The organism is Sphingopyxis sp. GW821-FHT10B01 (assembly GCF_059415685.1).
The window spans coordinates 204,382-228,786 of the sequence record NZ_JBWKNS010000004.1; the positions used below are offsets into that span (position 1 = coordinate 204,382).

Below are 24,405 nucleotides of genomic sequence, written 5' to 3' on the forward strand. Positions count from 1 at the left end.
CCGCAGCCTGTGCGTCAAGGGAGACAAAGGATGATCAACTGGGTTTGGCGCGGCGCGGTGCTTTTGTGGGCTGCTTTTTTCACGATTCTTGGCGTCCAGGGGGTGCTCGATCCCGCGACCTTCACCGAAACTTTCGGCATCGGTATCGATGGCGCCGCCGCTAACACGGTGCGCGCCGACCTTTCGGCCTTTTTCCTTGTTGCAGCGGGTGGCGCAGCGATCGGCGCGCTGGTGCCGGGGTGGACACGCGCCTTGCTGGTTCCTGCGGCGCTTTACGGCACAGCGCTGATCGGCCGCCTGATCGGCACGGCAATGGGCGACCTCGTCAATGGAGCGATCGTACAGGCAATGATCATCGAGGCGCTAACCGTCGCGTTGATGGTTGCGAGCTGGTGGGTGTTGTCGCGTCCAGGAGCGACACTCGATCCGGCCGTTCAGCCGACCGATCCGGTGTGAAGATCGATGAAAACCGGCCGTTACTTGTCTTTTTGACCATAATGTGAGTTATTGCACAGCGGGTCGCTGTTTCCTTTGTGGTGGGAGGGGGCGTATGGCATCCGGTGAAGACAGGCGGGCAAGTACAGACAGACGTTCGGCAGACAGGCGTGTCGCCCAGGATTCAAATTACCAGGGGCCGGATCGCCGGAAGGCCGAGCGGCGCACGGACAAGGATCGCCGGACGCCCGAATGAGCGTGCTGCCCGGCGCCAACGGGAGACAGATTTTGACCGAACCGCGCGTGCCGCGCCTGAGCGTCGACATCGTGTCCGACGTGATGTGCCCGTGGTGCATCATTGGCTGGCTGAAATTCCAGAAAGTCATGGCACATTTCGAGGGCCGGCTCGATTTTCGCGTTCAGTGGCATCCGTTCGAGCTCAATCCCGATATGCCCGCAGAAGGCGAGGACGCCGCCGAACATGTGATGCGGAAATATGGTATCAGCGCCGAGCAGAGCCGCACGAACAGCGGCAAGATGGCGGGGGTCGCCGCCGAACTCGGCTTCGCCTTCAACCGCGGCCCCGGCTTCCGGATGCGCAACAGTTTCGATGCGCACCGCCTGCTGACTTGGGCCGCAGCGCTCGAGGAGGCCGAACAGGCGGCGGCAACGGGTGTGCAGACCGCGCTGAAGCTCGCCTTGTTTACCGCGCATTTCACGGACAATCGCGACGTCAGCGACCATGATGTCCTCGCCGATGTTGCGGCGTCGGTAGGGCTCGACCGGGATCGTGCTGCGGCGATCCTCGGCTCGGGCGAGTTTGGCGATATGGTGCGCACCGAGGAGAGCTATTGGGCCGACCGGAATATCACCGGTGTGCCGGCCTTCATTCTGGGTGGGCGGATGCTGATCCCGGGTGCTCAGGATCCCGAGGTGTTCATCCGGGTGATCGAGAATAAGGTACTGGCGGCCGCCGCCTGAAGAACGGCCGTGCGATCCTGCGCGTTTCCCGGCTATCCAGAAAGGAGCCGGCCATGATCGACGATCCCCGCGAGGCAGATGCCCAAGCCGACGAAGCGCCCGAAGCCCGCAATCGCGAGCAGGATGACGAGGACGCGCAGGCGCAGAGCGTTGCCGAAGCCGCGCGCCGCGACCGTCCGCGGGAAGACAGCAACAGGGACGACCGTGATCAACGGCCGGGCGCCGCTGCCCGGTTCGTAATTGTCGTGGGCCACGGTGCCGAGCAGGATCAGTTCGGCTCGTTCGACCAGTTCCATATTGGTCGGCACGCGATAGCCCGGGGCGACCGAGCAGGCGCCAGCGGGGAGCGGCGTTGCGAGCAGCGCGAGGCCGCCGAAGGCAAGGACGCTGCGCATGGACGAAGCGTAGTGCCGCGGCGAGTGAATGGAAAGCGGCCCGACTTTGGGGCGGTTCGTCCAAGCCTATGGAGCCGACTCGATTCCCGTGCGTATGATGGCCAGGCTCCCTCTCCGGAGCGACAAGGAGAATGACGATGGCTGAGCATGACCATAGCGCGATCAAGGAAGATATGAACGTCGTCGGCGCCGACGGTGTCCATATCGGCACAGTCGATCATCTCGATGGCGAGCGCATCAAGCTGACGAGGGCCGACAGCGTTGACGGCAAGCATCATTATCTGCCCGCCGGCCTTGTCGCCGCGGTCGAGGGCGATACGGTCCGGCTGTCGGCGAACGCCGCGAACGCGGTCGATCTGTTCGAAGAGTCCGAATAGCCGGGCCGTTGTAACAGCGGGCCGGCGGCGCAATCGGGCGCGCCGGCACCGAGGCACTGAAACTGGCCTGCCCCATCCCCGGGGCCGGCCAGTTTCATATGCGATATCTCAAGTCGGGCCCGGTGGTGGACCCTGGCGATGGAACAAGCAGCGGGGCACGGGGGGCACGCCGGGGCCTGCGGCGTCCCGGACCTGTTTTTCGTTTAGCGCGATTCGACCGCGGCGGTGGTCCGCGCCTGAATCTCGGCGCGCGACAATTTGGTGACGAGGCCGTGGGTCGCGCCCACCGCGCCATGATAGATGTCGGCGATCGGCACATTGTAGAGCTTGCCGCCGCGGATCACGACCGCGGTGTCGCCCTCGATGCTCTGCACCGTGCCGACGCTGTTGCCGCTGGTGTCATAAAGCTCCGCGCCAGCGCGCACCTGCTCGCGGGTGGCGAGGGTGAGGTTCGTTGCGTCGACCGTCTTGTTCAGCGTGCCGTCGAGGCGGTCGACGGTGCCGCCGACGGGATTGGCGATGCCATCGACCGCGGCATCGACCGCGCCGCCCTTCAGCCCGACCTTGCCGACCAGATTGACGTTGGCGCTGCCGTCGGGGGCAAGCTGGGCGAGCACGGGGATGGCGAGGAAGGCGGGGCCGGCCATCAGCAGGGCGAGGGCTTTGCGCATGGACTGTCTCCTTGGGCGGCATCCCGGCTGGATGCGTTGCCCGGAAAACCGACCGAGGCGCCGCCCGTTGCATGCGCGGGGTCCAAACGCGGTGGATTGTCGCAATCGCACGACAAGCGGCCGTCGCCCGTGTAGCCGGATCGACGCGGGCAGGGCGTCGATCCGGTCAGAGCGGGTGGTTTTTCTTGTTGCGGCGCGCATCTTCGCGCGCGCGCTGACGAGCGATCTTCCGTTCATGGCTGTTGTGGCGCAGATAGGCGATGCCGGCGATGGCGGCGGCGATCATCAACAGGATCAGGCCGTATGCGATAAGGGTTCTGGTCTCTATGGTCCGTACTCCGTCGGGGCAGGCGTGTGCACCGCACATGCTACTGCTACCTCGCGCGAAGGTTGCATCGGCGCACCGCAGCGCGCGGCCGGTCCGGCGCCGATGGTTCGGAGCCGGCAGCCCAATTCATGCGCCGTGCCGGTTTTGGCCGGCTTCGACTGGTGCAGCGTCGCCGCGCTTCCTATGGTGGCCGCGATGGAAGGCGGGGAATGGACTATGGTGGTAATCGCGCGGCTGCGGACGGCGCCACTGGTGGCGTGGCAGGCGGGGTGTCTTGTGTCGCTGGGGCTGTTGCTGGGCGAGCTCGACTGGCGCGGCGATCCGGGCGACGTCTTCTGGAACATGGTGTTCGGGCATCCGCTGGTGCTGATCGGGGTCGCCGCGGTGCTGACAATCTGGGCCTATTGGCTGGGCGTGTGGCGGCGGCGGAACGCCTATGTGCGCCACGACGGCCGGACGCTCTATCGCGGCAGCGCCGCCTCCTGGCCGCTCATCGCGATCCGCGACGTGACCGTCGTGCGCGGCGAACTCGGCGTAAACGCGCTGCGGCTGGTCGTCGACGACGACAGCGAAGTGACGCGCGAACTGGTGAAACTCTATCTGCTGGCCGACCGGCCCGAGGTGGTACGCGACGCGGTGATGTTCGCGGTGGCGCGGGCGGGAGGCGCGCCGGTTCCGGTTTCGGTGCATTGAGGGGCGCGGCGCCGCTCCGCCGGCGCCCAAAGTACAGTGAAGTTCAGCCTTATGGCCATCGCCATCGGCATCGCCGGGCGCATCCAAAGTTCAGGGAAGTTCAGCCCCATCGCGGTGCACCGGCATCTCCGGGGGTGCCGGGACCGCTTCGTCGCGGTCGTCGCGATACCAGGGCGGCAGTGTGCCGTCGCACAGATCGGCCACCTCCAGCGCGACCGCGAGATCGTCGGGGGCCATCAGCGCGGCGGGTGCGGCGGGCGCTTCGGGGTGCAGATGGACCAGCGCCTCGGCCCCCGGCGCGCGGCGCAGGCGATAGGCGGAGGATTCGGACATGTTGACGCTCATCGCCGCGGTGACGACCGAGCCGCTGTCGGCCAGCGCCTCGATAAAGGCGCGCTGTTTGTCGGGCGACCAGCCGTCCTTGCGGCGCTTTTTCAGCACCGGCACCCAGTTATAAGCGGCGGGGTCGTGGCCGTGCGCGTCGAGCGCGGTTTCGGCGATGGGGGCGAGGGCCGCGTCGGGCGCGGGGATGGGGGCGATGTGGCTCATCTGCCAGTTTGGAGCATAGGCGAATAATGTAGGACAGCGGTTTTTTGGGTGGGATGTACGAAATAGGATTTTGGGGTGGTGAAGAAGCCCGGCTCCTCCTCTTCGTCACCCCGGACTTGATCCGGGGTCCATTCCTGCGCCGCTGCATGGATGCCGGATCAAGTCCGGCATGACGAATGAGGGGGAGGTGCGGAATGACAGGGGGAGGTGCGGCCAGCGGGCGTCACCCACCCAGCGGCGGCAATCCCAATTCCTCAGCCAGATCGCGCCATTCCGGGTTCGCCGCCTCGATCAGCTCGATCTTCCATTTGCGCTGCCAGTTCTTGATCTGCTTCTCGCGCGTGATCGCGGCGTGCATCGTCCCGGCGAGTTCGAACCAGACGAGCGTTTTGACGCCATATCGTTTGGTGAAGCCGTCGAAGCTGCCGCCCCGATGCTGGCAGATGCGCTGGATCAGGTGCGAGGTGACGCCGGTGTAGAGCGTGCCGTGGCGCACGCTGGCCATGATAGTGGCGCAGGGCTGGAAATCGGCGTGCATGGGGTGGGGGTTAGGGCGGCGATGGACCCCGGATCAAGTCCGGGGTGACGAAGATAGGGTCGGATTGGAGGTTTCTCTTCGGACCGTCATGCCGGACTTGATCCGGCATTTAAGCGGCTGATGGCAATTGGAAGTCTAGTAAACCATCAGCGTAATTCCCAAAGGCGTAAAAATTTGAATATCTAGTCGTCAAAAGTAATAGGGACTATTGGTTCAAACCTGAAAGCGGTGCAGTGGAGTTTTCTTAGAAAAAAATCCAGCTCGGGCTGTTCGTATTCGTCAAGTAATTCTCTATGCATATTATGAAAAATCGCATACTTCTCTGCGAGATATCTAAATTTATGCCGACCTTCCCCGACAATGCAATTGTAAGCAAGAAGGCATAGTTCCGGATTGCTTAGCTGGGATCTAACGATTCTTGCATAGTGGTACGATAGTCCGTCATCCTTCGGGCATTTTTCGTCAATTAGCCTATATATATGATATACAGTTCTGAAGTAGTGTCCAAGGAAGTGAACAAATCTATTGTATGTTTCGTTATAATTTCTTGAAACAACTTTTATATTAGAATAACCTTCTGGTCCAATCCCATTTCGTATAACGAAAAGAATGACCTTAAGGCCCTCTCTTCCATTTAGAGTCCTTATTGGAATCCGCGTTCCGACCCTGAGAAGTGGGTGGTATTTTGCCTTATAGGTGCTGTCTTTTCTATTTTTTAGTAGCTCTACCTGGATTTGTGATGTTATCGATTCCAAGTTTTTTAATAGGGTAAAAAAATTCGACTCGAACTGAGATATTGTTCTCGCATGTTGTTCGTTAGAGAACGTTACATATACACCTACTGCCGCGATCATAGTCATTAGCGATGCGACAAATCCAAAAGAGTCTCCAAAAGCCCCGGATAAAGCGTAAAAGTTGTTATCGCCAGTTTCAAAGAGGTGCTTAAACGTATTTTCGTTCGTCAGAATAGCTAACCAGATCAGCCACGGCAAAGAAATGGTGATTGCTATTGCGTAGACGGAAATCTTCCGTTTCAAAGTACTTCCCCCTTAGCTGCTAACTAGCGATCTTTTGTCGCTTCATTTTAGCGGCGTCATGGGTGATTTCAAACCGAAAACCCCCCAGCATTCCGCCGGTTCGAGCTCGCCGCCAGCACCTTCTTGCCCTGCGGGGTCAGCGCCCATTTGGTGCCCTGCTTGACCACCAGTCCCAGCGTGACGAGTTCGTCGCGGATCGGGTCGGTGGGGAGTTGGGGGCGGCGGTTCGACAGGCCTTCGAGCGTCGTGCGCTGCGGCTGGCTGAGGATGAGGATTTTCTGTTTTTCGGTCATTTGGGTTCTTCTGCTTGTTGCGGGCGCCGCGATGGCGGTCTGGCCGCTCTTAGCCAACCCCGCTGCGACTAACCAGCAAGCTGGTAAGTCTCGCTGCCCCTCCCCTGAAGGGGAGGGGTTTTGGTTTTACTCGGCGGCGATGCCGGCTTGTTTGAACATGTCGTCGCCGTCGGTTTCGGCGGTGATGACGGGGGTCGCGTCGTCGTTGGCCTTGGCTTTCTTGCGATTGTCGAAGCTCGACCAGACCGTGTTCCACTCGCCGCGGGTCGCGCCCTTGCTATATTCGGTCGCGCGCGTTTCGAAGAAGTTGGCGTGCTCGACGCCGTTGAGCAGCGGGGCGAGCCAGGGGAGCGGGTGTTCGTCGATCATGTAGATCGGCTGGAACCCGAGCTGGCCAAGGCGCCAGTCGGCGATGTAGCGGATGTAGCGCTTGATTTCCTTGGGCGTCATGCCGGGGACGGGGCCCTGTTCGAACGCGAGGTCGATGAACGCATCCTCGAGCCGCACCGTTTTCTGACAGGTGTCGATAATGTCTTCCTTCACCGCCTTGGTCAGGCAGTCGCGTTCCTTGGTGAAGGCGTGGAACAGCTTGATGATGCCTTCGCAGTGGAGGCTTTCGTCGCGGATCGACCAGCTGACGATCTGGCCCATGCCCTTCATCTTGTTGAAGCGCGGGAAGTTCATCAGCATCGCGAAGCTGGCGAAGAGCTGAAGCCCCTCGGTAAAGCCGCCGAACATCGCGAGCGTGCGCGCGATATCCTCGTCGCTGTCGACGCCGAACTGCTGCATATAGTCGTGCTTGGCGCGCATCTCGTCATATTCGAGGAACATGCCATATTCGCTCTCGGGCATGCCGATCGTGTCGAGCAGGTGCGAATAGGCCGCGATATGCACGGTTTCCATGTTGCTGAACGCGGTCAGCATCATCTTGATTTCGGTCGGCTTGAACACGCGGCCATATTTGTCGTGGTAGCAATCCTGCACCTCGATATCGGCCTGCGTGAAGAAGCGGAAAATCTGCGTGAGCAGGTTGCGCTCGTGGTCGCTGATCTTCTGCGCCCAGTCGCGGCAATCCTCGCCCAGCGGCACTTCCTCGGGCACCCAGTGGATCTGCTGCTGGCGCTTCCAGAAATCGAACGCCCACGGATATTCGAAGGGCTTGTAGGTCTTGCGGGCTTCTAGAAGGGGCATCTACTTACTCCACTGCGTCGTTCGAGCGCGCTTGCGCCGGAAATGATGAATCCAGGACCAGGCAACCGCGACGATAACGATCGTCGGCATCGACCAGAGCCAGACAAACAAACCTATTTCGACTGCGCCTCCGGAAAGCAGGTCGGGGCTGCAACCATATCTCTTTATCATCCCTGCGAGCCGGCGACCTTCATGATCGCAACTGCCGGGCCACACGGCGGATACCATAAGCGCGATGCCGATCACGACATACGCCAGCGTGGTACCCATCACGATCCAAAACTTTCCGGCGCCGAGTGCTTCATGACTTTCCCGCAATTGCGTGATGCCAAAAGCGTCGGCGAGGAAGCCTTTTACTGACAAGCAAGACACTCGTCATAATCGGTGGTCTGCAGGTCGTACACCGGGGCTTCGGCGGTGTTGTCGGCCTCGACCCCGCCCGCGAAGCCGGCGCGCTGCACCGATTTCGAGCGGAGATAATAGAGCGATTTGATGCCGAGTTCCCACGCGCGATAGTGGAGCATGAGCAGGTCCCATTTCTCGACGTCGGCGGGGATGAACAGGTTCAGCGACTGCGCCTGATCGATATAGGGTGTGCGGTCGGCCGACAGTTCGAGCAGCCAGCGCTGGTCGATCTCGAAGCTCGTCTTGTAGCAGTCCTTCTCGTCCTGCGTCAGGAAGTCGAGGTGTTGGACGCTGCCGCCCTTTTCGAGGATCGAGTTCCAGATATTGTCGCTGTTCTTTGCTTTGTCGACCAGCAGCGCCTCGAGGTGCGGGTTGCGGATCGAGAAGCTGCCCGACAGCGTCTTGTGCGTGTAGATGTTCGCGGGCACCGGCTCGATGCACGCGCTGGTGCCGCCGCAGATGATCGAGATCGATGCGGTCGGCGCGATCGCCATCTTGCAGCTGAACCGCTCCATCACGCCCTGATCGGCGGCGTCGGGGCAGGGGCCGCGTTCCTTGGCGAGGAGCATCGACGCCTGATCGACCTGCGCGCGGATATGCTTGAAGACGCGCAGGTTCGACGATTTTGCCATCGCGCCCTCGAAAGGCAGGCCGCGCGCCTGAAGGAAGCTGTGGAAACCCATGACGCCAAGGCCGACCGAACGTTCGCGGCTGGCGCTGTATTTGGCGCGCGCCATTTCGGGCGGGGCGCGGTCGATATAGTCCTGCAGGACGTTGTCGAGCATGCGCATGACATCTTCGATGAAGCCCTTGTCGCCGTTCCACTCGTCCCAGGTTTCGAGGTTGAGCGACGAGAGGCAGCAGACCGCGGTGCGATCCTGACCGAGATGGTCGCGGCCGGTGGGCAGCGTGATTTCCGAGCAGAGGTTCGAGGTGGTGACCTTGAGGCCCAAGTCGCGGTGATGCTTGGGCATCATGCGGTTCACCTGGTCGATGAAGATGATGTAGGGTTCGCCGGTCGCGAGGCGCGTCTCGACGAGCTTCTGGAACAGCGAGCGTGCATCGACGCTGCCGCGGACGCTCTGGTCCTTCGGCGAGCGGAGGTTGAATTCGGTGCCGTCGCGGACGGCTTCCATAAACTCGTCGGTGATCAGCACGCCGTGGTGGAGGTTGAGCGCCTTGCGGTTGAAATCGCCCGACGGTTTGCGGATTTCGAGGAACTCCTCGATCTCGGGGTGGCTGATGTCGAGATAGCAGGCGGCCGAACCGCGGCGCAGGCTGCCCTGCGAGATGGCGAGGGTGAGGCTATCCATCACGCGGACGAAGGGGATGATGCCGCTGGTCTTGCCGTTGAGCCCGACGGGCTCGCCGATGCCGCGCACGCTGCCCCAATAGGTGCCGATGCCGCCGCCGCGCGAGGCGAGCCAGACATTTTCGTTCCACGTCTCGACAATGCCTTCGAGGCTGTCGGGGACCGAGTTCAGGTAGCAGGAAATCGGCAGGCCGCGGCCGGTGCCGCCGTTCGAGAGCACGGGGGTCGCGGGCATGAACCAGAGCTTCGAGATATAGTCGTACAGGCGCTGCGCATGCTCCTGATCGTCGGCATAGGCCGACGCGACGCGCGCGAAGAGATCCTGATAGGATTCGCCGGGAAGCAGATAGCGATCTTCGAGCGTTTCCTTGCCGAAGTCGGTGAGCAGCGCGTCGCGGCTCTTGTCGGTGACGACGTCGAATCGACGCGCGTGAACCTTGGCCTCGCTGCTGTCATTCAGCTTGGCCGCCGTCTGCGCCTCGGGAGCCGATTCGCCAACCGCGGGCGCATCATTTTTCGTCAGTTCCACCGTCGCCACGTCGCTCGTCTCCACCCGTTCCGTTTCCCGAAAATCCATCTAATTCGCCCTCGATCTGAACGCACATATGGTGCGTTTTGTTCCTGTCTTGTTCGACTCAGGGCGAAGCCCCGGTCTTAGCATCTAAACCCGTCCACGGGGCACTTTTTTTGGGCGCAGGAAGGGTTTTCCCGTGTCCATATGGGATGGACGACGGAAATCCGCCATTCGCAGCCTTATACTATTTATTGGGGTGCCCCTGTGGTTGACCCACCACCTATAGTGCCACGTCGGCGCGGCGATGCAAGACAGTAAATGACAGATTGACGACTCAACTCGTCGATAATTTGATTCGTTTCGCCGCTGCTGATGGACGAGCAAGAGGCATCGCGCCAGCCTTTCTGCGGGTTTGCGCCGCGATCAGGCCACAGGGGGGCGAAAAGCGAAATTTACCGGGTGCCGCGAGCGGGGCGGAGGCGTGCGCCGGCGATACCCGGCGGAGGCGATCGGAGATTTGGCAGAGGATTGTCATGCGGCGGCTCTCCACGCGGCCGCAGGACAAAAAGAAAGGGCCCCGGCGATGCCGGAGCCCCATCTTGTAACCTGTTCCTGCTTAGGCCTGACCGCCAGCACTATCCGTACCGGTGCCGCCCAGGAAGCGCCAAAACCAACCCATGATCAATCTCCTGTTCGCACTGCCCACGAAGAACAGTTAACGGAGCATATACCTTAATAGACAAGGTAAATCGAGTCTTAACTATACGCAATGCTGCCAGTTTGGCTGCTACGCGGTGCGGTTCTGGAACGGGCTGGAAAGGGCTGCGGTCAGTTCGGAAAACAGTTGAGGTTTTCCAAGATGATAACCTTGACCGACGTCGCAGCCGAGGCCTTCGAGAAGGGTCATGGTTTCGCCGTCTTCAATGCCTTCGGCGACCGCAACGGCACCGAGACGGTGCGCGAGATCGATCGTCGATTTGACGACTTCGAGGTTCCGTTGCGAATCGCGCATCGTCATAACGAATCGCTTGTCGATCTTGATTTCGTCGGCCTCGATCTCGGTCAGATATTCGAGGTTCGACTGGCCGGTGCCATAGTCGTCGATCGACAGCCGGATGCCGGAGCGGCGGAGTTGCGCGAGCGTCTGGCGTGCCTGGCGGCTGTTTTCGATCTGCGCGGTTTCGGTGATCTCGATCGTCAATATTTCGGGCGGCAGATGATGCGCGGTCAGCATAACGCGGATCGTGCCGACAAGGTCGCTGTGGTCGAGCAGGCTCGCCGACAGGTTGACCGACATATTGATATGGACCCCGCGCTCGCGCAGCTGCGCCGCCGACCGGATAGCCTGGTCCATCACGAACAGGGTGAGGCGATAGATGTCCTGGCTCTTTTCGGCCTGGACGATGAATTCGTCGGGCGGGATCGGGCCGCGCGTCGGATGCGTCCAGCGCGCGAGCGCCTCGACCCCGACCAGCTTGCGCGTCGCGATTTCATATTGTGGCTGGAAGGCGACCCAGATGTCGCCGCCGGTCAGCGCGTCTTCGAGCTGCGAGTGGAAGGAGAGCTGCCAGCCGGCGTCTTCCTTTTGGCGCGACGTATATTTTGTCCACAGCGAGCGGGTGCGGATCGCGCGCTCGGCGGCGACGAGCGCCGCGGCGAGCCGCTGGGCGTTCGATCCTTCGAACTCGTCGTTGACGCCGAAGGCGATCGCGACGTCGACGCGCAGCTCGCCGATCGTCAGCGGCGCATTGAACAGCGCCGCCAGACCCGCGAGCTGTCCTTCGATCTGGCTGTGCTGATAATAGGGAACGAGCCAGGCAAAGGTGCCGTCCTGATCATGGTGGAGCGTTGTACCCTGCGACGCGAGCTGGAGACGGCGGGTGACCTGTTCGACGAGCTTGCCGATGCCGTCGCCCGGAATGAAGGCGGCGAGATCTTCGAAATTGACGACCTTTGCGGCGACGACCGTCGCGCTGCCGAACGCCGGCTGCGACCGCAACGCTTCGAAATTGGGCAGCCCTGAAACGGGGTTCTCGCGCTGCGCCGAGTTCCTGCGGCGCGTGCGCGATACATTGGCGCTGATCGCCCCGATATAGAACAGCGCGGCACCGATCCACGACGTAACCAGCATCGAGCCGAGAAGGACCTTGCCCCCGATAAGGATGATGGTCGTCGCCAACGCGACGAGCGCGAAGGCGCGTTGAAAGCGCCGAAGCAGCACGATACCCGTCGCCGCGACGGCGAAAAGCAGCGAAGGGACCCAGCCGATATCGACTGGATTCCCGCGCTTCAGCGTTTCGGCCGCGATGACGTGAAGATAGCCGCCGGGGATGCGGTTATGGCCGGGCAGGTAGAAATAATCCTGGAAGCTGGGCGCCGTCGGCGCGAAGATCACGTCCTTGCCCGCGAGCTCGCGGGCGCCGACCTTGCCGGAAAGCAGGTCGGCAGCGCTATATTCGGTGATCGTCTTTGTATCGTAGCTCAGGTCGAGCCGGAAGCTTTCGGGGATGTCGCTCCGCTTGCCGGCAATGATCGCGGCAAAGGTCGGAAGCAATTTCCCGTCGGCACGATAGGCAATCGGCGCGCTCCAGACCTGCCAGAACTCGTTTTCGATGGCGATGCTCGCAATAGGGACGTCGGGGCCGAATTTCTCGCTCGGGAAGATCGTGACCTTTTGGTCGCTGCCCGCCACCTGACGGGTCGAAACGGCCAGCACCACCCGGTCGCCCATGTTTTTGATCGCCTCGACAAAGCGCGGGAAATCCTGATCGACTTCCCTGCGGTCGAAGTAAAAGTCGATCAGCAGGCGCTTGACGCCGGCGCGGTTCACCGCGTCGACGACAGTCGCATATTGGGTCATGGAAAAATTGCGGTTGGCCGACTGCTCCATCGTCCGCTCGTCGAGCGCGACGATGACGACTTCGCCGGTCACCGGGCGGTTGGCGAGGCTGCCGACGACCGAATCGAGCACGCGGTCGGCCAGCTCGCCGGCCGACGAAAAGCCCACCGCCAACGCGATCAGCAGCGATAGCGCGATAGTTCGCCAGCTGATGATCAGACTTTTGACCGGAATGGGCACGCACGTCTCCAGCAATTGCCGGTCGTGCCTAGTCCCAGATGGTTATCATCGCGTTAATCATGAGCGGAAGCCTGCGCCGCGTAACGGAGCGCAAGGCGCAGGATCCCGGCTGATTCAGGCCATTGCAGGCAGCGGCGAAAGCGCCGCATCGCCGGCAAGCGCCGACGCGGCGAGGCCGGTCGCCGCGGGGACGATCTGCTGCAGGTAAAAGCGCGTCGAGGCGATCTTTGCCTCGAGGAACGCGGCATCGCCTTGTCCCTGATCGAGTTCGGCGCGCGCTGCCTTGTGTTGGAGCGCCATCAGCCACCCGCACGTCGCGGTCGACAGCATCGTGAGATAGGGATAGCTGCCCGCGAGCCGGTCGCCGGTATTGGCCGTCGCCATCCAGTCGGTCACCGCGCGGCAGGCATCGACAAGCTGGCGGAGCTCGGGGAAATCGGCCGCACCGCGCGCGATATCGTCGATCAGCCCGCGGACGAGATCACCGCCCGCCATGCCGAGCTTGCGCCCGACCAGATCGGCGGCCTGGATGCCGTTGGTGCCTTCGTAGATCGGGGCGATGCGCGCGTCGCGGTAATGCTGCGCGGCGCCGGTTTCCTCGATGAAGCCCATGCCGCCATGGACCTGAACGCCGAGGCTCGCGACCTCGCAGCCGATGTCGGTCGCATGCGCCTTGACCAGCGGGATCAGGATTTCGGCACGCATTGCGGCGGCTTCGTCGCCGAGCTTGCCGAAATCGGTCTGCGCCGAAGCATAATAGACGAGCGCGCGTGCGGCCTCGGTCTGTGCACGCATCCGCCACAGCATGCGGCGCACGTCGGGGTGCTGGTCGATGGTGACGGGGGTGCGGTCGGGCGAACCCGCGAGCGACGACTGGACGCGCTCGGCGGCGAAGCGCTGCGCCTGCTGCGTCGCGCGTTCGGCGATCTGGACACCCTGGCAGCCGACCATCAGGCGGGCGTTGTTCATCATCACGAACATCGCGCGCATGCCGCCCATTTCTTCGCCGACGATCTCTCCCAGACAGTCCTCGTCCTCGCCGTAAACCATCACTGCGGTCGGCGAGCCGTGGATGCCGAGCTTATGCTCGATCGAGGCGCAATGGACGCCGTTCGAATGCGCCGGTTTGCCCTCGGCATCGAGACGATATTTGGGGACGAGGAACAGCGAGATGCCGCGCGTCCCCTCGGGTGCGCCGGGGGTGCGCGCGAGGACGAGGTGGACGATATTGTCGGTGAGGTCGTGCTCGCCGAAGGTGATGAAGATCTTCTGGCCCTTGATTTTATAGAGGCCTGCATGCTCGCCTTCGGTGACCTTTTCGGCGGTCGAGCGTAGCGCGCCGACGTCGCTGCCCGCGGCGGGCTCGGTCAGGTTCATTGTGCCGTTCCAAGCACCCGAGACGAGATTCGGCAGCCAAGTCTGGCGCTGTTCCTCGGTGCCATAGGCCATCAGCGCGTGAATCGCGCCGGGGGTCAGGATGTTGCAGAGGGTAAAGCCCATATCGGCGGTGCCGAGCGCCTCGATGATCACGGTCGCGAGCGTGAAGGGCAGGCCCTGGCCGCCATAGGCGGTGGGGCCGTCGATGCTGCCCCAGCCGGCGTCGACGAATTGCTGATAGGCTTGCTTGAAGCCCGGGGGCATCGTGACCTTGCCGTCCGACCATTTCGGGTTGGTCACGTCACCGACGCGGTTGAGCGGCGCGTAAACCTCGGCCGCGAATTCGCCGATGCCGGTGACGATCGCCTCGACCATGTCGGGGGTCGCGTCGGCGAATTTGTCGTGCGCCGCCATCGCGTCGATGCGGGCGATGTGGTCGAGGACGAAGAGCTGTTCGGTGGTGGGCGGTGTGTAGGTCATAGACTGGACACTTTGCTGGTAAATATCGTTGCGCGGGCGCTATAGCGCGGCATGGCCGACGGTCAAACGCACATGACAACCGATATCCGCCGCTTTGGTGCGGAGGCAATGGCGCGCGCCGGGGGGCTTATCGGGGAGGGGCAGCCGGTCGCGGTGCCGACCGAGACGGTGTACGGCCTCGCCGCCGATGCGCGGAATGCCGAAGCCGTGGCCCGCATTTATGCGGCGAAAGGCCGGCCCGATTTCAACCCATTGATCGTCCATGTGCCCGATCTGGCGGCGGCGGAGGCGCTGGGCGTATTCGGCGCGGTCGAGCGCGCGCTGGCGAAGCGTTTCTGGCCCGGGCCGCTGACCCTGGTGGTGCCGCGCACCGCCGATTGCCCGGTGGCGAGCATCGCGACCGCGGGGCTCGATACGATTGCGCTGCGCGTGCCGGGACATCGCGCGATGCGGGCCTTGCTGGCGGAGAGCGGTGCGCCGTTGGCGGCGCCAAGCGCCAATGCGAGCGGCGGGGTGAGCCCGACCAAGGCCGAGCATGTGATCTCGAGCCTCGACGGGCGGATCGTGCTGGTGATCGACGACGGGCCGACGACGGCTGGCGTGGAGTCGACGATCGCGCGCGTGAAGGACGGTGCGGTCGAGGTGCTGCGGCCCGGGCCGGTCACGGCGGAGATGCTGGGCGAAGCGAGCAGGCTGGCGGTGACGGGCGTGGAGGGGTCGGAGATCGTCGCGCCGGGGATGCTCGCGAGCCATTATGCGCCGGGCAAGCCGGTGCGGCTGGGCGCGACGGATTTCGCGGATGACGAATATGGCATCGGGTTCGGCGCGGTCGTGGGCGACTATGATCTGAGCGCGGCCGGCGATCTGACCGAGGCGGCGGCGCGGCTGTTCGATGCGCTGCATGCGGGGGCGGCGAGCGCGAAGACGAAGATTGCAGTGGCGGCGATTCCGGCCGGGGGGCTGGGCGCGGCGATCAACGACCGATTGGCCAGGGCGGCGGTTTAGGCGGCGGCCGGCTCCACCGGATCGCCGTGCGGCACCTTCCGCGCCACGATCAGGCACGCCGCAACGATCAGCAGAGCGCCCGCGATCGTCGGCCAGGTTACCGCTTCGTCGAAGAACATCCAGCCGAACAGCATCGCCCAGAGGAAGCCGGTATATTCGGTCGTCGCGAGGATCTGCGCTTCGGCGCGGGCGTAGGACCAACTGAGCAGCAGCAGCGACGTGGTGGCGAGGATCGCGGCGCCGAGGATCGGCATCGCCTGATCGCTGCCCGGTATCACCGCGAACCATGGCGCCCCGGCCGCAAAGACCAGCGCGACGAAGAAATTCTGGAAAAATGCGATTTCGAGCGGCTCGGCCATCTTTGCCTGTCGCCGCGCGAGAATGAGGTTGTACGCATAGAGCAAGGCCGAAAGGAACACCGCGCCGACCGCCCACAAGGCTTCGGGCGCATAGTCGCCGCGACCCAGCTTGCCGGCGACGATCACGACCACGCCCATGATGCCGAGCATCGACGCGGCGACCGAACGCGGACCGATTCGCTCGCCAAGGAAGAGCGCCGCCATATAGAGCGTCATCAGCGGCGCGACGAAAGCGATCGCGATCGCCTCGGCCATCGGCAGGCGCGCAAGGCCCCAGAAGAAGCTGAGCGCCATGCCCGCGACGAACAGCGAGCGGACCGCATGGATGCGCAGCGTCGGCCGGTCGGGCATCGCGGGGCGGCTCGCGAAATAGAGCGCCCCGGCGACGAGGGTGCCGGTGCTCGTGCGCCAGAAGACGGCATTATAGGCGCCGATACCGATCGACAGCCCCTTCATCAGCACATCCATCGCCGAAAAGGTCGCAATGCCCGCGCACGCGATCAGGAACGGAATGACGGGAGAGGCCGAATCGGGACGCATGAGAGGGCTTTAGCGGTCCGCGCAGCCATTCGTCCCGATCGATCTTGTCCTTTTCTTCGCTGCCTGAAAGGGCAGTCAGTCGATCCCGTCGGTCCGGCGGATGAAATCGGCGGCGTCGGTTCGCATTTCGGCCAGCAGTTCGGGTTTCACATAGACCATGTGCCCGGCGGTATAATATTTATACGCGATACTCGCCTGCAGTTCCTTGGGCACGGGCAGGTGCCGCAGCTCGTAGCGGCCGGCGAAATAGGGGGTAGAGACGTCGAAATAGCCGCCGGTGACGAGCAGCTTCATCTTCGGGTTCTGTTTCATCGCAACCGCGAGGTCGGGCAGCACATTGGGCAGCGCGATCAGCGCGCGGTCGGCGCCGGGCGGGCGGTGCTTATAGTCCCAGCTGGAATATACATCGAGCCCGCCTTCATAATGGCGGTCCGCGCCGTAGCCGAGCGTTCCGCGGACATAGTCGTTGAAGGCGGCGGTATAAGCGGCGCCGATCGCAGCGCCCTGCGGATCGTTCGAGGCGACCTTGCTCAACGGATCGAGCGTCGCGCCGGTGAAGCGCGTGTCGAGTGTCCCGGTGGTCAGCCCCTTGTCGGCGAGCAGTTCCTTTTGCAGTGCGCCATATTGGATGCGGATATTGGTCTTTACGAGATAGTCGACCGGCAGCCCGGTGTAGGCATGGAGCCTTGTCGCAACCGCCTGACGTTCGGCATCGGTGAGGTCGTTGCCCTTCATCAGCGCGAGCGTATAGTCGCCCGTCGCGAAGGCTTCGGCCTCGGCGAGCCAGGACGCGAGATCGCGCCCCGCGCCGGCGCGCTTGTGATACCAGGCGGTCGCGGCATAGGTCGGGAGCGTCACGACATAGGGAAGGTCGACCCCCGGATTGACTTGCGGATCGTCGGGGAGGAGATCCCAATTCAATATGTCGGAGAGCAGGATCACGCCATTGAGGTCGATGTCCTGTTTCTGCAGCGCCAGCGTCATCCCCGCCGCGCGCATCGTCCCATAGCTTTCGCCATAGAGATATTTGGGCGATTTCCAGCGGCCATATTTCGACAGGAAGTCGCGGACGAAGACGGTAAAGGCGTGGATGTCCTGATCGACGCCGAACCACGCCTTGTCCTTGTCCTTCCCAGCGACGCGGCTGAAACCCGTACCGGGAGCGTCGACGAAGACGAGGTCGGATACGTCGAGCAGGCTCTGGTCGTTCGGAGTGGTGCGATAGGGCGCGCTGCCGTGCACCAGATCGGGTGTCTCGACGCGCACGGGACCATAGGCGCCCATGTGGAGCCAGAGCGTCGGCGACCCCGGGCCGCCGTTGAAGAGGAAGGTGACCGGCCGGGTTTCGGCGGGCGCGCCTTCCTTGAAATAGGCGGTGTAGAACATCGACGCTTCGGAATCGGGGATGTCTGCGGCGGCATCCTCATCGCGCTTGCGTTCGATCGGTACCGTGTCGTCCCAGCCTTTCGGATGGATGACGAGCGTGCCCGCGACCGCGCGATACGGAATGGCGACGCCGCCGATCGTCACCGATCCGCGGCTTTCGACCGCGGTCGGGGCAAACATCGGCGCGTCGGGCGCAGGCTTGTCTGCGGCCGGGCGCGGCTCTTTCGATTGCGCGGCCGCGCAGCCGCCAAGTGCGAGGGCGAAGGTCGCCGCGAGAAGTATCTGTTTCATCTGAAGGTCGCCTGTCCTGCTCCGTCGATATTGAGTTTTTGCCCCGAACAATAGCTGTTCGCATCGCTGACGAACCAGACGACCGCTGCGGCGACGTCGGCGGGGACCGCGACGCGGCCGAAGGGCATTTTGGCGTCGAGATGGTGGATGTCGGTGTTGCCGGTGATCGCGCGTGACAGCTTTTCGCCCATGTCGCTGACGGTGAGCGCGGGGGCGACGATGTTGACGCGGACGCCGTTCTGCAATTCCTCTTTGGCGAGCGCATAGGCCAGCGCTTCGCCGGCGGCTTTGGCCATCGTGTAGGGCGCGCCGTTCGGCGAATGGGTGTAGGTCGCGATACTGGAAATCACGATAATGTCGCTGCGCTTGTGGGTGCGCAGCTGGGGCAGTGCGAGGCGGCTGAGGCGGTGCGGGCCAGCGGCGTGGACGGCGAAGAGCTTGTCGACTTCTTCGGGACTGGTGTCGGCGACGGATAGCCCGCGGCTGGCAATGCCAGCGTTGTTGATCAGGATCGACAGCGGGCCGAAGTCGGCCGCGACTGCCGCGACCATCGCGGCGCACGCGGCCTCGTCGATGACCGACGCCTGATAGGCCTTTGCCCTGCGGCCGAGTGCTGCGATCGCGGCGACGGTTTCGGCGGCTTCCTGCTCGCCGCGGGTGTAGTTCACCGCGACATCTGCGCCGGCCTCCGCCAGCCCGATCGCGATGCCGCGGCCGATTCCGCGCGAGGCGCCGGTGACGAGCGCGACGCGCCCCGCGAGGTTCATGTCGGCCACGTGTCTCTCCCTATCGCATCAGTTCATTATAGATGTCGTCGTCGCTGCGGCTTGCGGCGTTGCGCCATTTCGGCGCCGCCTTGCGGTTGAGCACGGCGCCGTCGGCACCGAGGATCGCGACGGTCGGCGTGCCCTTGATCCGGAAGCCGAAGCGCTTGGCCACCTCAGGGTTGCGGCCCCAGCCGCGGATATGCGGCATGCCGATGTCGGCGTAGACGATTTCGTAGCGGGCACGGACGGGCGCGAAGCGATCGGTTGCGATCAAATTGGCGAGCCATGCGCTGTCGTGACAGCCGCCGGTGCCCATCACGAGCAGCACGGGTTTGCCCGATTGCTTTGCCGCGGCGAGCGCGGCGTCGATAGCGGGCATTGGATCGGCGATGAAGGCGTCGCTCTTGTAAGCGTCCGCGACGCCCGGGAGCGAGCGCGTTTCGCTGGCTGCGGCGGGGACCAGAGCGAGCAGCGCGGCGGCGAGGGCGAGGGCGATGGGACGGCTCATCCACCGACGATAGGTTTCGGATGACGTTTCCGTCAACGTCAGATAGCCTTCGCTCCATGAGCTGGAAAAAAGAGATCGACGAATTGGGCCAACGTCGCACGATGGCCGAGAAGATGGGTGGCGAGGAAAAGGTCGCGCGCCAGCACGGCCGCGGCAAGATGGACGCGCGGGCGCGGCTGGCGGCGATCGTCGATGCAGGCAGTTTTCGCGAGATCGGCAAGATCGCGGGGCGCGGACGCTATGGCGCCGATGGCGAGCTGGAAGACTTGGCCGCGTCGAATTTCATTTTCGGGCGCGCGAATATCGACGGGCGGCCGGTCGTCGCGAGCGCCGACGATTTCACCGTGCGCGGCGGCGCGGCCGATGCGGCGCTGCACCGCAAATTCGTCCAGTGCGAGGCGATGGCGCATGAATATCGCCTGCCGCTGATCCGCATGATCGACGGCACCGGCGGCGGCGGGTCGGTCAAGACGCTCGAGGATATGGGCTACACCTATATCCCGCATGTGCCCGGCTGGCACGAGATCATCGCCAATCTCGACACCGTGCCGGTGGTCGCGCTCGCGCTCGGGCCGACTGCGGGATTGGGCGCGGCGCGGGTCGTCGCGAGCCATTACAGCATCATGGTGCGCGGGCTGTCGCAGCTGTTCGCGGCGGGGCCCGCGGTCGCGGCGGCGATCGGTGACACGCTCGACCGCGAGGAACTCGGCGGGACCGACGTGCATACGCGCAACGGTGTCGTCGACGACGAGGTGGCGAGCGAGGCCGAGGCTTTTGCGGCGGCGCGGCGGTTTTTGTCGTATTTGCCGTCGTCGATCCACGACCGCGCATTGCGGGCGCCGTGCAGCGATCCGGTCGACCGGCGCGAGGAGGCCTTGCTGTCGGCCGTCCCGCGCGAGGCGAAGCAGGTTTATTCGATGCGCCGCATCGCGGGCGCGGTGTTCGATCAGGGTAGCGTCTTCGAAATGGGCGCGCGTTGGGGGCGGGCGGTGATCACGGCGTTCGCGCGATTGGACGGCTATCCCGTCGCGGTGCTTGCGAGCGATCCGTCATACCTCGGCGGGTCGTGGGATGCCAAGACGAGCGAGAAGGCCGAGCGCTTCGTCAAATTGGCCGACCAGTTCCGGCTGCCGATCGTCCACCTCGTCGATAATCCGGGCTTCATGATCGGCGGCGAGGCCGAGCGCGCGGGGACGATCCGCTATGGTGTGCAGGCGATGAATGCGATCTATCGCGCCACGGTGCCGCTGGCGTCGGTCGTTGTGCGCCGCGCCTACGGGATCGCGGGCAGCGCGATGTCGAACGCCGAACGGTTCCAGTACCGCTTCGCCTGGCCCTCGGGCGACTGGGGCAGCCTGCCGATCGAGGGCGGGGTCGAGGTCGCGTACAAGAGCGAGCTCGAGGCGGCCGAGGACCCGGCGGCGCATCTGGAGGCGATCCGCGAGCGGCTCAATCGCGTGCGCTCGCCGTTCCGGACGGCGGAGAAATTCGGGGTCGAGGACATTATCGACCCGCGCGACACGCGGCCTTTGCTATGCGAGTTTGCCGAGTTGGCGTGGCGGGTGCTGAAGTAGATCCGCAATCGTCATCCCGGACTTGATCCGGGATGACGATAATTGGGGGGGGGCTGATGACCGGCGCACGCCATCACGGCATGGACTGGTTGCGGATCGGGGCGTTCGGCCTGCTGATCCTCTATCACATCGGCATGTATTTCGTGCCGTGGGGCTGGCATGTGAAGATCGCCCAACCGCTCGACTGGGTGCAGGTGCCGATGCTGGCGACGAACAGCTGGCGGCTCGGGTTGCTGTTCCTCGTATCGGGCTATGCGAGCGCCGCACTGTTCGCGAAGCTCGGCGGCAGCGGCGCCTTTGTGCGGTCGCGGAGTGCGCGGCTGCTGATCCCGCTGGTCTTTGGCATCATCGTCGTCATCCCGCCGCAGCCATGGATCGAGCTGGTCGGCCAGCACGGCTATGCGCATGGCTTCCTCCATTTCTGGCTCCACGATTATTTCCGCTTCGGATCGCTGGGCGGGATCGTCCTGCCGACCTGGCAGCATCTGTGGTTCGTCGTCTATCTATGGGTTTATACGATGTTGGCGGCGTTGCTGGTGGCGGTCATCCCTGCGGGGACGGGCACGAAGATAGCCGACGGCGCGGCGCGGCTGCTGCACGGCCGGGGCCTGCTTGTCTGGCCGCTCGCGCTGTGGCTGCTCGTCTATGCCGCCTTTCCCGACCATGACGAGACGCATGCGCTGTTCGACGACGGGCCGTCGCACCTTCACTATCTGGTCCCGTTCCTTGTCGGCTGGCTGCTCCGCGTGCGGCCGCGGCTGTTCGATGCGGTGGCCCGATGCTGGCGCGTCGCGCTGGCGATCGCGGTCGCGGCCTTCGGGGTTGTCGCATGGATCATGTGTCTCTGGCTGACCGGAGCGCAATCCGCCGATTGGGGGCGCCTGCCATTCGATATCGCGCATCTGGTGCAGGGCTGGGCGACGATCGTTGCGCTCGTCGGGATTGCCGATGCCCGGTGGAACCGCGATTACCCATGGCGCACGACGCTCGCCGAGGCGGTATTCCCCTTTTACATCATCCACCAGACGATCATCGTCGTCACCGGCTGGTACCTGTTGCGGGCCGGGGTCGGGGCGCTGGCGTCCTTCCTGATCCTCGTCGCGGCGACCGCCGCGGGATGCTGGCTATTCTACATCATCGGGCGCAACATCGGTTGGTTGCGGCCGCTGATCGGACTGCAGCGCAAATAGGGAGGGCGACATGGGAGCATTGAAAGGCGTTTTGGCGATCGTCGGCATTGCGGCGATCCTCGTCGGCGGGCTGTGGGTGCTGCAAGGGCTCGATATCGTGCGCTGGCCCGCAAGCAGCTTCATGCTGGGCGACACGATATGGACCCGCAATGGAGCGATCCTCGCGGTGGTCGGGGTCGTGCTGGTCTGGTTCGCGCGGAAAAAATAATCTGGCACGACTACAAATGTAGTTGATCTGTATTGTCAATATGATACACCTTCTTCCAAACCGGGGCTGGATTGGAGATCAGGATGATTCGTTCTTCGCATATTTTGCCCGCGCTGTTGCTCGCCGCCGGCATGGCGGTCGGGCCGATATGGGCGCCGACACCCGCCACGGCGGCGGACGAGGCGAGCGCCGATGCGATCGCCGAAAAATATGCGGTCCTGCTCGAGCGCGACTATGTCTATCCCGAGACGGGTAAGCGTTATGCCGCGGCGATCCGCGCGGGCATTGCTGCGGGGCGCTACAAGGCGCTGTCCGGCCCCGCGCTGGGTGAGGCGATCGATGCCGATGTGAATGCTGTCGCGCCCGACGGCCATCTGCGCCTGCGCGCGCCCGAAGCCGCGGGGGTACCGGCAGCCGCGGCGCCGGGTGGCGTGGCGCCGGTGCGCCGTCCGCCGAAGGTCCCCGTCGAGCAGGCGGGGTGGATCGCGCCGGGGATCGCCTTCATCCGCTTCAACGTCTTTCCGCAAGATGCAGCGGTTACGGCGGCGGCGGCGAAATTCATGGCCGATCATGCCGATGCGAAGGCGATCATCTTCGACATCCGCACCCATAATGGTGGCGGGCTTGACCAGATGGACGTGATCTTTCCGTGGTTGTTTTCGGAACCGACGCGGCTGGTGACGATGGCGACGCGCGCCTCGGTCGACGCGCGCGGCGGCTCGCCGATCGACGGGTTACCATCGATGCGCGTGGTAAAGGGCGACGCGGGCATGGTGGCGCGCGAGCATTGGGCAACGCCGAACGCCGACACGCGGCTGCGCGATGCCAAGATCTATGTCTTGACGTCGGGCGCGAGCGCGTCGGCGGCCGAACATTTCTCGCTCGCGATGAAACATACGGGGCGCGGTACGCTGGTCGGTGCGCCGACGGCAGGCGCCAATCATTTCGGGTCCGGCGAGGATCTGGGCGGAGGCTATGCTGCCTTCATCCCGGTCGGGCGCACCTATGATCCCGTGACAGGCAAGGATTGGGAGGGCGAGGGTGTGCAGCCCGACATCGCGGTGCCGCCCGCCGACGCGCTGGTACGCGTGCTCACCGATCTTGGCGTCGCGCCGGCGGAAGCGAAGACGCTGTCCGACGCGCATATGCCGAGCTGGCCGATGGAGCGGCGGAAGCCGCGCGGGGCGAAATAGGCGGCGTCCCGATTCCGTTCGTGTCGAGCGAAGTCGAGACACCCTGAAGTCGCGCCCTACCGATGGGCATCTCGACTTCGCTCGATGCGAACGGATTTACACTTACGAGGCAGCCAGCTTCATCAGCGCGTCGCCGTCGACGCGCATCACCGTCCATTCGTCCATCAGCCTGGCGCCGAGGCTCTGGTAAAAGCCGATCGCCGGGGCGTTCCAGTCGAGCACCGACCATTCGAGCCGCGCGCAGTCGCGCTCGACGACGAGCCCTGCGAGATGGGCGAGCAGCGCCTTGCCGAGCCCCGAGCCGCGCGCTTCGGGGCGGACGAACAGGTCTTCGAGATAGATGCCGGGGCGGCCCTCGAAGGTCGAGAAATTGTGGAAGAAGAGCGCGAAGCCCTGCGGCGTCCCGTCCAATTCGCCGATCACCACCTCGGCATAGGGGCGCGGACCGAACAGCTTCTCGCCGAGTTTTACCTCGTCGAAGCGGACTTCGTGCGCGAGCTTTTCATAGGCGGCGAGGTCGCGGATGAATTGCGCGATCAGCGGCAGGTCGGCGGGCGAGGCGGAGCGGATCGAGAGGGTCACGCAAATATCCTGTCATGAAGCGGCGTCGCACAGCCTTTAGCGAAAGCGCGGCCCGGAGGGCAATGGCGCCGCTCTTACAATCGCCGGCCGCCGCCCCATATGAAGATCATGCCACTGGACCACGCCGCGTCGCAACGCGGCAGGACA

The 24,405-nt window shown here is 63.9% G+C and carries 26 protein-coding genes; 10 read left to right on the forward strand and 16 right to left on the reverse strand.

Features of this window, described 5'->3' with window-relative positions; translation table 11 throughout:
* The first annotated feature begins 30 nt into the window (after positions 1-30).
* Complete coding sequence (locus AC07NV_RS13680) at positions 31-456, forward strand: hypothetical protein (protein WP_495166914.1); 426 nt, start codon at positions 31-33, stop codon at positions 454-456.
* Positions 457-687: 231 nt separating this feature from the next.
* Positions 688-1,416 (forward strand): DsbA family oxidoreductase, encoded by a 729-nt coding sequence (locus AC07NV_RS13685; RefSeq protein WP_495166915.1) that lies wholly within the window; start codon positions 688-690, stop codon positions 1,414-1,416.
* 32 nt (positions 1,417-1,448) lie between these two features.
* Here the strand turns inward: AC07NV_RS13685 and AC07NV_RS13690 are convergent, their stop codons facing one another.
* Positions 1,449-1,811: a hypothetical protein gene (locus AC07NV_RS13690; protein WP_495166916.1), complete on the reverse strand. Its 363-nt coding sequence runs from the start codon at positions 1,809-1,811 to the stop codon at positions 1,449-1,451.
* Positions 1,812-1,948: 137 nt separating this feature from the next.
* On the opposite strand from AC07NV_RS13690, the gene AC07NV_RS13695 reads away from it, so the two are divergent.
* A complete protein-coding gene (locus AC07NV_RS13695; protein WP_495166917.1) occupies positions 1,949-2,188 on the forward strand; it encodes a DUF2171 domain-containing protein in 240 nt (79 codons plus the stop codon).
* A 203-nt stretch (positions 2,189-2,391) separates the two neighbouring features.
* Here AC07NV_RS13695 and AC07NV_RS13700 read toward each other — a convergent pair whose 3' ends face one another.
* Together AC07NV_RS13700 and AC07NV_RS13705 are read right to left on the reverse strand one after the other, a co-directional pair.
* Positions 2,392-2,859, reverse strand: a complete 468-nt coding sequence (locus AC07NV_RS13700; RefSeq protein ID WP_495166918.1) for a hypothetical protein — start codon at positions 2,857-2,859, stop codon at positions 2,392-2,394.
* 166 nt (positions 2,860-3,025) lie between these two features.
* Positions 3,026-3,148, reverse strand: a complete 123-nt coding sequence (locus AC07NV_RS13705; RefSeq protein WP_495166919.1) for a hypothetical protein — start codon at positions 3,146-3,148, stop codon at positions 3,026-3,028.
* Between the two features lie 255 nt (positions 3,149-3,403).
* Here AC07NV_RS13705 and AC07NV_RS13710 point away from each other — a divergent pair, with 255 nt between their 5' ends.
* A complete protein-coding gene (locus tag AC07NV_RS13710; RefSeq protein ID WP_495166920.1) occupies positions 3,404-3,880 on the forward strand; it encodes a hypothetical protein in 477 nt (158 codons plus the stop codon).
* A gap of 90 nt (positions 3,881-3,970) precedes the next feature.
* On the opposite strand, the gene AC07NV_RS13715 is transcribed toward AC07NV_RS13710, so the two are convergent.
* The 5 genes from AC07NV_RS13715 to AC07NV_RS13735 form a co-directional block, all read right to left on the reverse strand.
* Complete coding sequence (locus AC07NV_RS13715; RefSeq protein ID WP_495166921.1) at positions 3,971-4,429, reverse strand: hypothetical protein; 459 nt, start codon at positions 4,427-4,429, stop codon at positions 3,971-3,973.
* A gap of 223 nt (positions 4,430-4,652) precedes the next feature.
* Positions 4,653-4,934 carry a GIY-YIG nuclease family protein gene (locus AC07NV_RS13720; protein ID WP_495166922.1) on the reverse strand — a complete coding sequence of 94 codons (282 nt, stop codon included), beginning with the start codon at positions 4,932-4,934 and terminating at the stop codon, positions 4,653-4,655.
* 215 nt (positions 4,935-5,149) lie between these two features.
* Entirely contained in the window at positions 5,150-6,004 is an 855-nt protein-coding gene (locus AC07NV_RS13725; RefSeq protein ID WP_495166923.1) for a putative phage abortive infection protein, read from the reverse strand.
* 68 nt (positions 6,005-6,072) lie between these two features.
* Positions 6,073-6,297 carry a hypothetical protein gene (locus AC07NV_RS13730; RefSeq protein ID WP_495166924.1) on the reverse strand — a complete coding sequence of 75 codons (225 nt, stop codon included), beginning with the start codon at positions 6,295-6,297 and terminating at the stop codon, positions 6,073-6,075.
* A 126-nt stretch (positions 6,298-6,423) separates the two neighbouring features.
* Positions 6,424-7,488: a ribonucleotide-diphosphate reductase subunit beta gene (locus tag AC07NV_RS13735; RefSeq protein ID WP_495166925.1), complete on the reverse strand. Its 1,065-nt coding sequence runs from the start codon at positions 7,486-7,488 to the stop codon at positions 6,424-6,426.
* Positions 7,489-7,530: 42 nt separating this feature from the next.
* Between AC07NV_RS13735 and AC07NV_RS13740 the strand changes: the two genes are divergently transcribed.
* Positions 7,531-7,848 (forward strand): hypothetical protein, encoded by a 318-nt coding sequence (locus tag AC07NV_RS13740; RefSeq protein WP_495166926.1) that lies wholly within the window; start codon positions 7,531-7,533, stop codon positions 7,846-7,848.
* Here AC07NV_RS13740 and AC07NV_RS13745 read toward each other — a convergent pair.
* The 3 genes from AC07NV_RS13745 to AC07NV_RS13755 all read right to left on the reverse strand — a co-directional run bounded on the left by AC07NV_RS13745 (position 7,842) and on the right by AC07NV_RS13755 (position 14,655).
* Positions 7,842-9,782 carry a ribonucleoside-diphosphate reductase subunit alpha gene (locus AC07NV_RS13745; RefSeq protein ID WP_495166927.1) on the reverse strand — a complete coding sequence of 647 codons (1,941 nt, stop codon included), beginning with the start codon at positions 9,780-9,782 and terminating at the stop codon, positions 7,842-7,844. The two genes, AC07NV_RS13740 and AC07NV_RS13745, sit on opposite strands and share 7 nt — an antisense overlap.
* 724 nt (positions 9,783-10,506) lie before the next feature.
* A complete protein-coding gene (locus AC07NV_RS13750) occupies positions 10,507-12,798 on the reverse strand; it encodes an EAL domain-containing protein (protein WP_495166928.1) in 2,292 nt (763 codons plus the stop codon).
* A 114-nt stretch (positions 12,799-12,912) separates the two neighbouring features.
* Positions 12,913-14,655 carry an acyl-CoA dehydrogenase gene (locus AC07NV_RS13755; RefSeq protein ID WP_495166929.1) on the reverse strand — a complete coding sequence of 581 codons (1,743 nt, stop codon included), beginning with the start codon at positions 14,653-14,655 and terminating at the stop codon, positions 12,913-12,915.
* 72 nt (positions 14,656-14,727) lie between these two features.
* On the opposite strand from AC07NV_RS13755, the gene AC07NV_RS13760 reads away from it, so the two are divergent.
* Positions 14,728-15,660 carry an L-threonylcarbamoyladenylate synthase gene (locus AC07NV_RS13760; protein ID WP_495166930.1) on the forward strand — a complete coding sequence of 311 codons (933 nt, stop codon included), beginning with the start codon at positions 14,728-14,730 and terminating at the stop codon, positions 15,658-15,660.
* On the opposite strand, the gene AC07NV_RS13765 is transcribed toward AC07NV_RS13760, so the two are convergent.
* The 4 genes from AC07NV_RS13765 to AC07NV_RS13780 all read right to left on the reverse strand — a co-directional run bounded on the left by AC07NV_RS13765 (position 15,657) and on the right by AC07NV_RS13780 (position 19,511).
* On the reverse strand, positions 15,657-16,559 hold the full coding sequence (locus AC07NV_RS13765; protein ID WP_495166931.1) for a DMT family transporter: 903 nt from the start codon (positions 16,557-16,559) through the stop codon (positions 15,657-15,659). The two genes, AC07NV_RS13760 and AC07NV_RS13765, sit on opposite strands and share 4 nt — an antisense overlap.
* Before the next feature lie 75 nt (positions 16,560-16,634).
* Positions 16,635-18,236: a S10 family peptidase gene (locus AC07NV_RS13770; protein ID WP_495166932.1), complete on the reverse strand. Its 1,602-nt coding sequence runs from the start codon at positions 18,234-18,236 to the stop codon at positions 16,635-16,637.
* Entirely contained in the window at positions 18,233-19,003 is a 771-nt protein-coding gene (locus AC07NV_RS13775) for an SDR family NAD(P)-dependent oxidoreductase (RefSeq protein WP_495167274.1), read from the reverse strand. The genes AC07NV_RS13770 and AC07NV_RS13775 overlap by 4 nt, the downstream gene beginning before the upstream one ends.
* A gap of 19 nt (positions 19,004-19,022) precedes the next feature.
* Positions 19,023-19,511, reverse strand: a complete 489-nt coding sequence (locus AC07NV_RS13780; RefSeq protein ID WP_495166933.1) for a thioredoxin family protein — start codon at positions 19,509-19,511, stop codon at positions 19,023-19,025.
* Positions 19,512-19,567: 56 nt separating this feature from the next.
* Between AC07NV_RS13780 and AC07NV_RS13785 the strand changes: the two genes are divergently transcribed.
* From AC07NV_RS13785 to AC07NV_RS13800, 4 genes are all read left to right on the forward strand, one after another.
* Entirely contained in the window at positions 19,568-21,085 is a 1,518-nt protein-coding gene (locus tag AC07NV_RS13785) for an acyl-CoA carboxylase subunit beta (protein WP_495166934.1), read from the forward strand.
* A 56-nt stretch (positions 21,086-21,141) separates the two neighbouring features.
* Positions 21,142-22,275 carry an acyltransferase family protein gene (locus AC07NV_RS13790; protein ID WP_495166935.1) on the forward strand — a complete coding sequence of 378 codons (1,134 nt, stop codon included), beginning with the start codon at positions 21,142-21,144 and terminating at the stop codon, positions 22,273-22,275.
* A 10-nt stretch (positions 22,276-22,285) separates the two neighbouring features.
* Positions 22,286-22,483 carry a hypothetical protein gene (locus AC07NV_RS13795; protein WP_495166936.1) on the forward strand — a complete coding sequence of 66 codons (198 nt, stop codon included), beginning with the start codon at positions 22,286-22,288 and terminating at the stop codon, positions 22,481-22,483.
* An 83-nt stretch (positions 22,484-22,566) separates the two neighbouring features.
* Positions 22,567-23,676 carry a S41 family peptidase gene (locus tag AC07NV_RS13800; protein ID WP_495166937.1) on the forward strand — a complete coding sequence of 370 codons (1,110 nt, stop codon included), beginning with the start codon at positions 22,567-22,569 and terminating at the stop codon, positions 23,674-23,676.
* 102 nt (positions 23,677-23,778) lie between these two features.
* On the opposite strand, the gene AC07NV_RS13805 is transcribed toward AC07NV_RS13800, so the two are convergent.
* Entirely contained in the window at positions 23,779-24,258 is a 480-nt protein-coding gene (locus tag AC07NV_RS13805) for a GNAT family N-acetyltransferase (RefSeq protein WP_495166938.1), read from the reverse strand.
* Between the last annotated feature and the right edge of the window lie 147 nt (positions 24,259-24,405).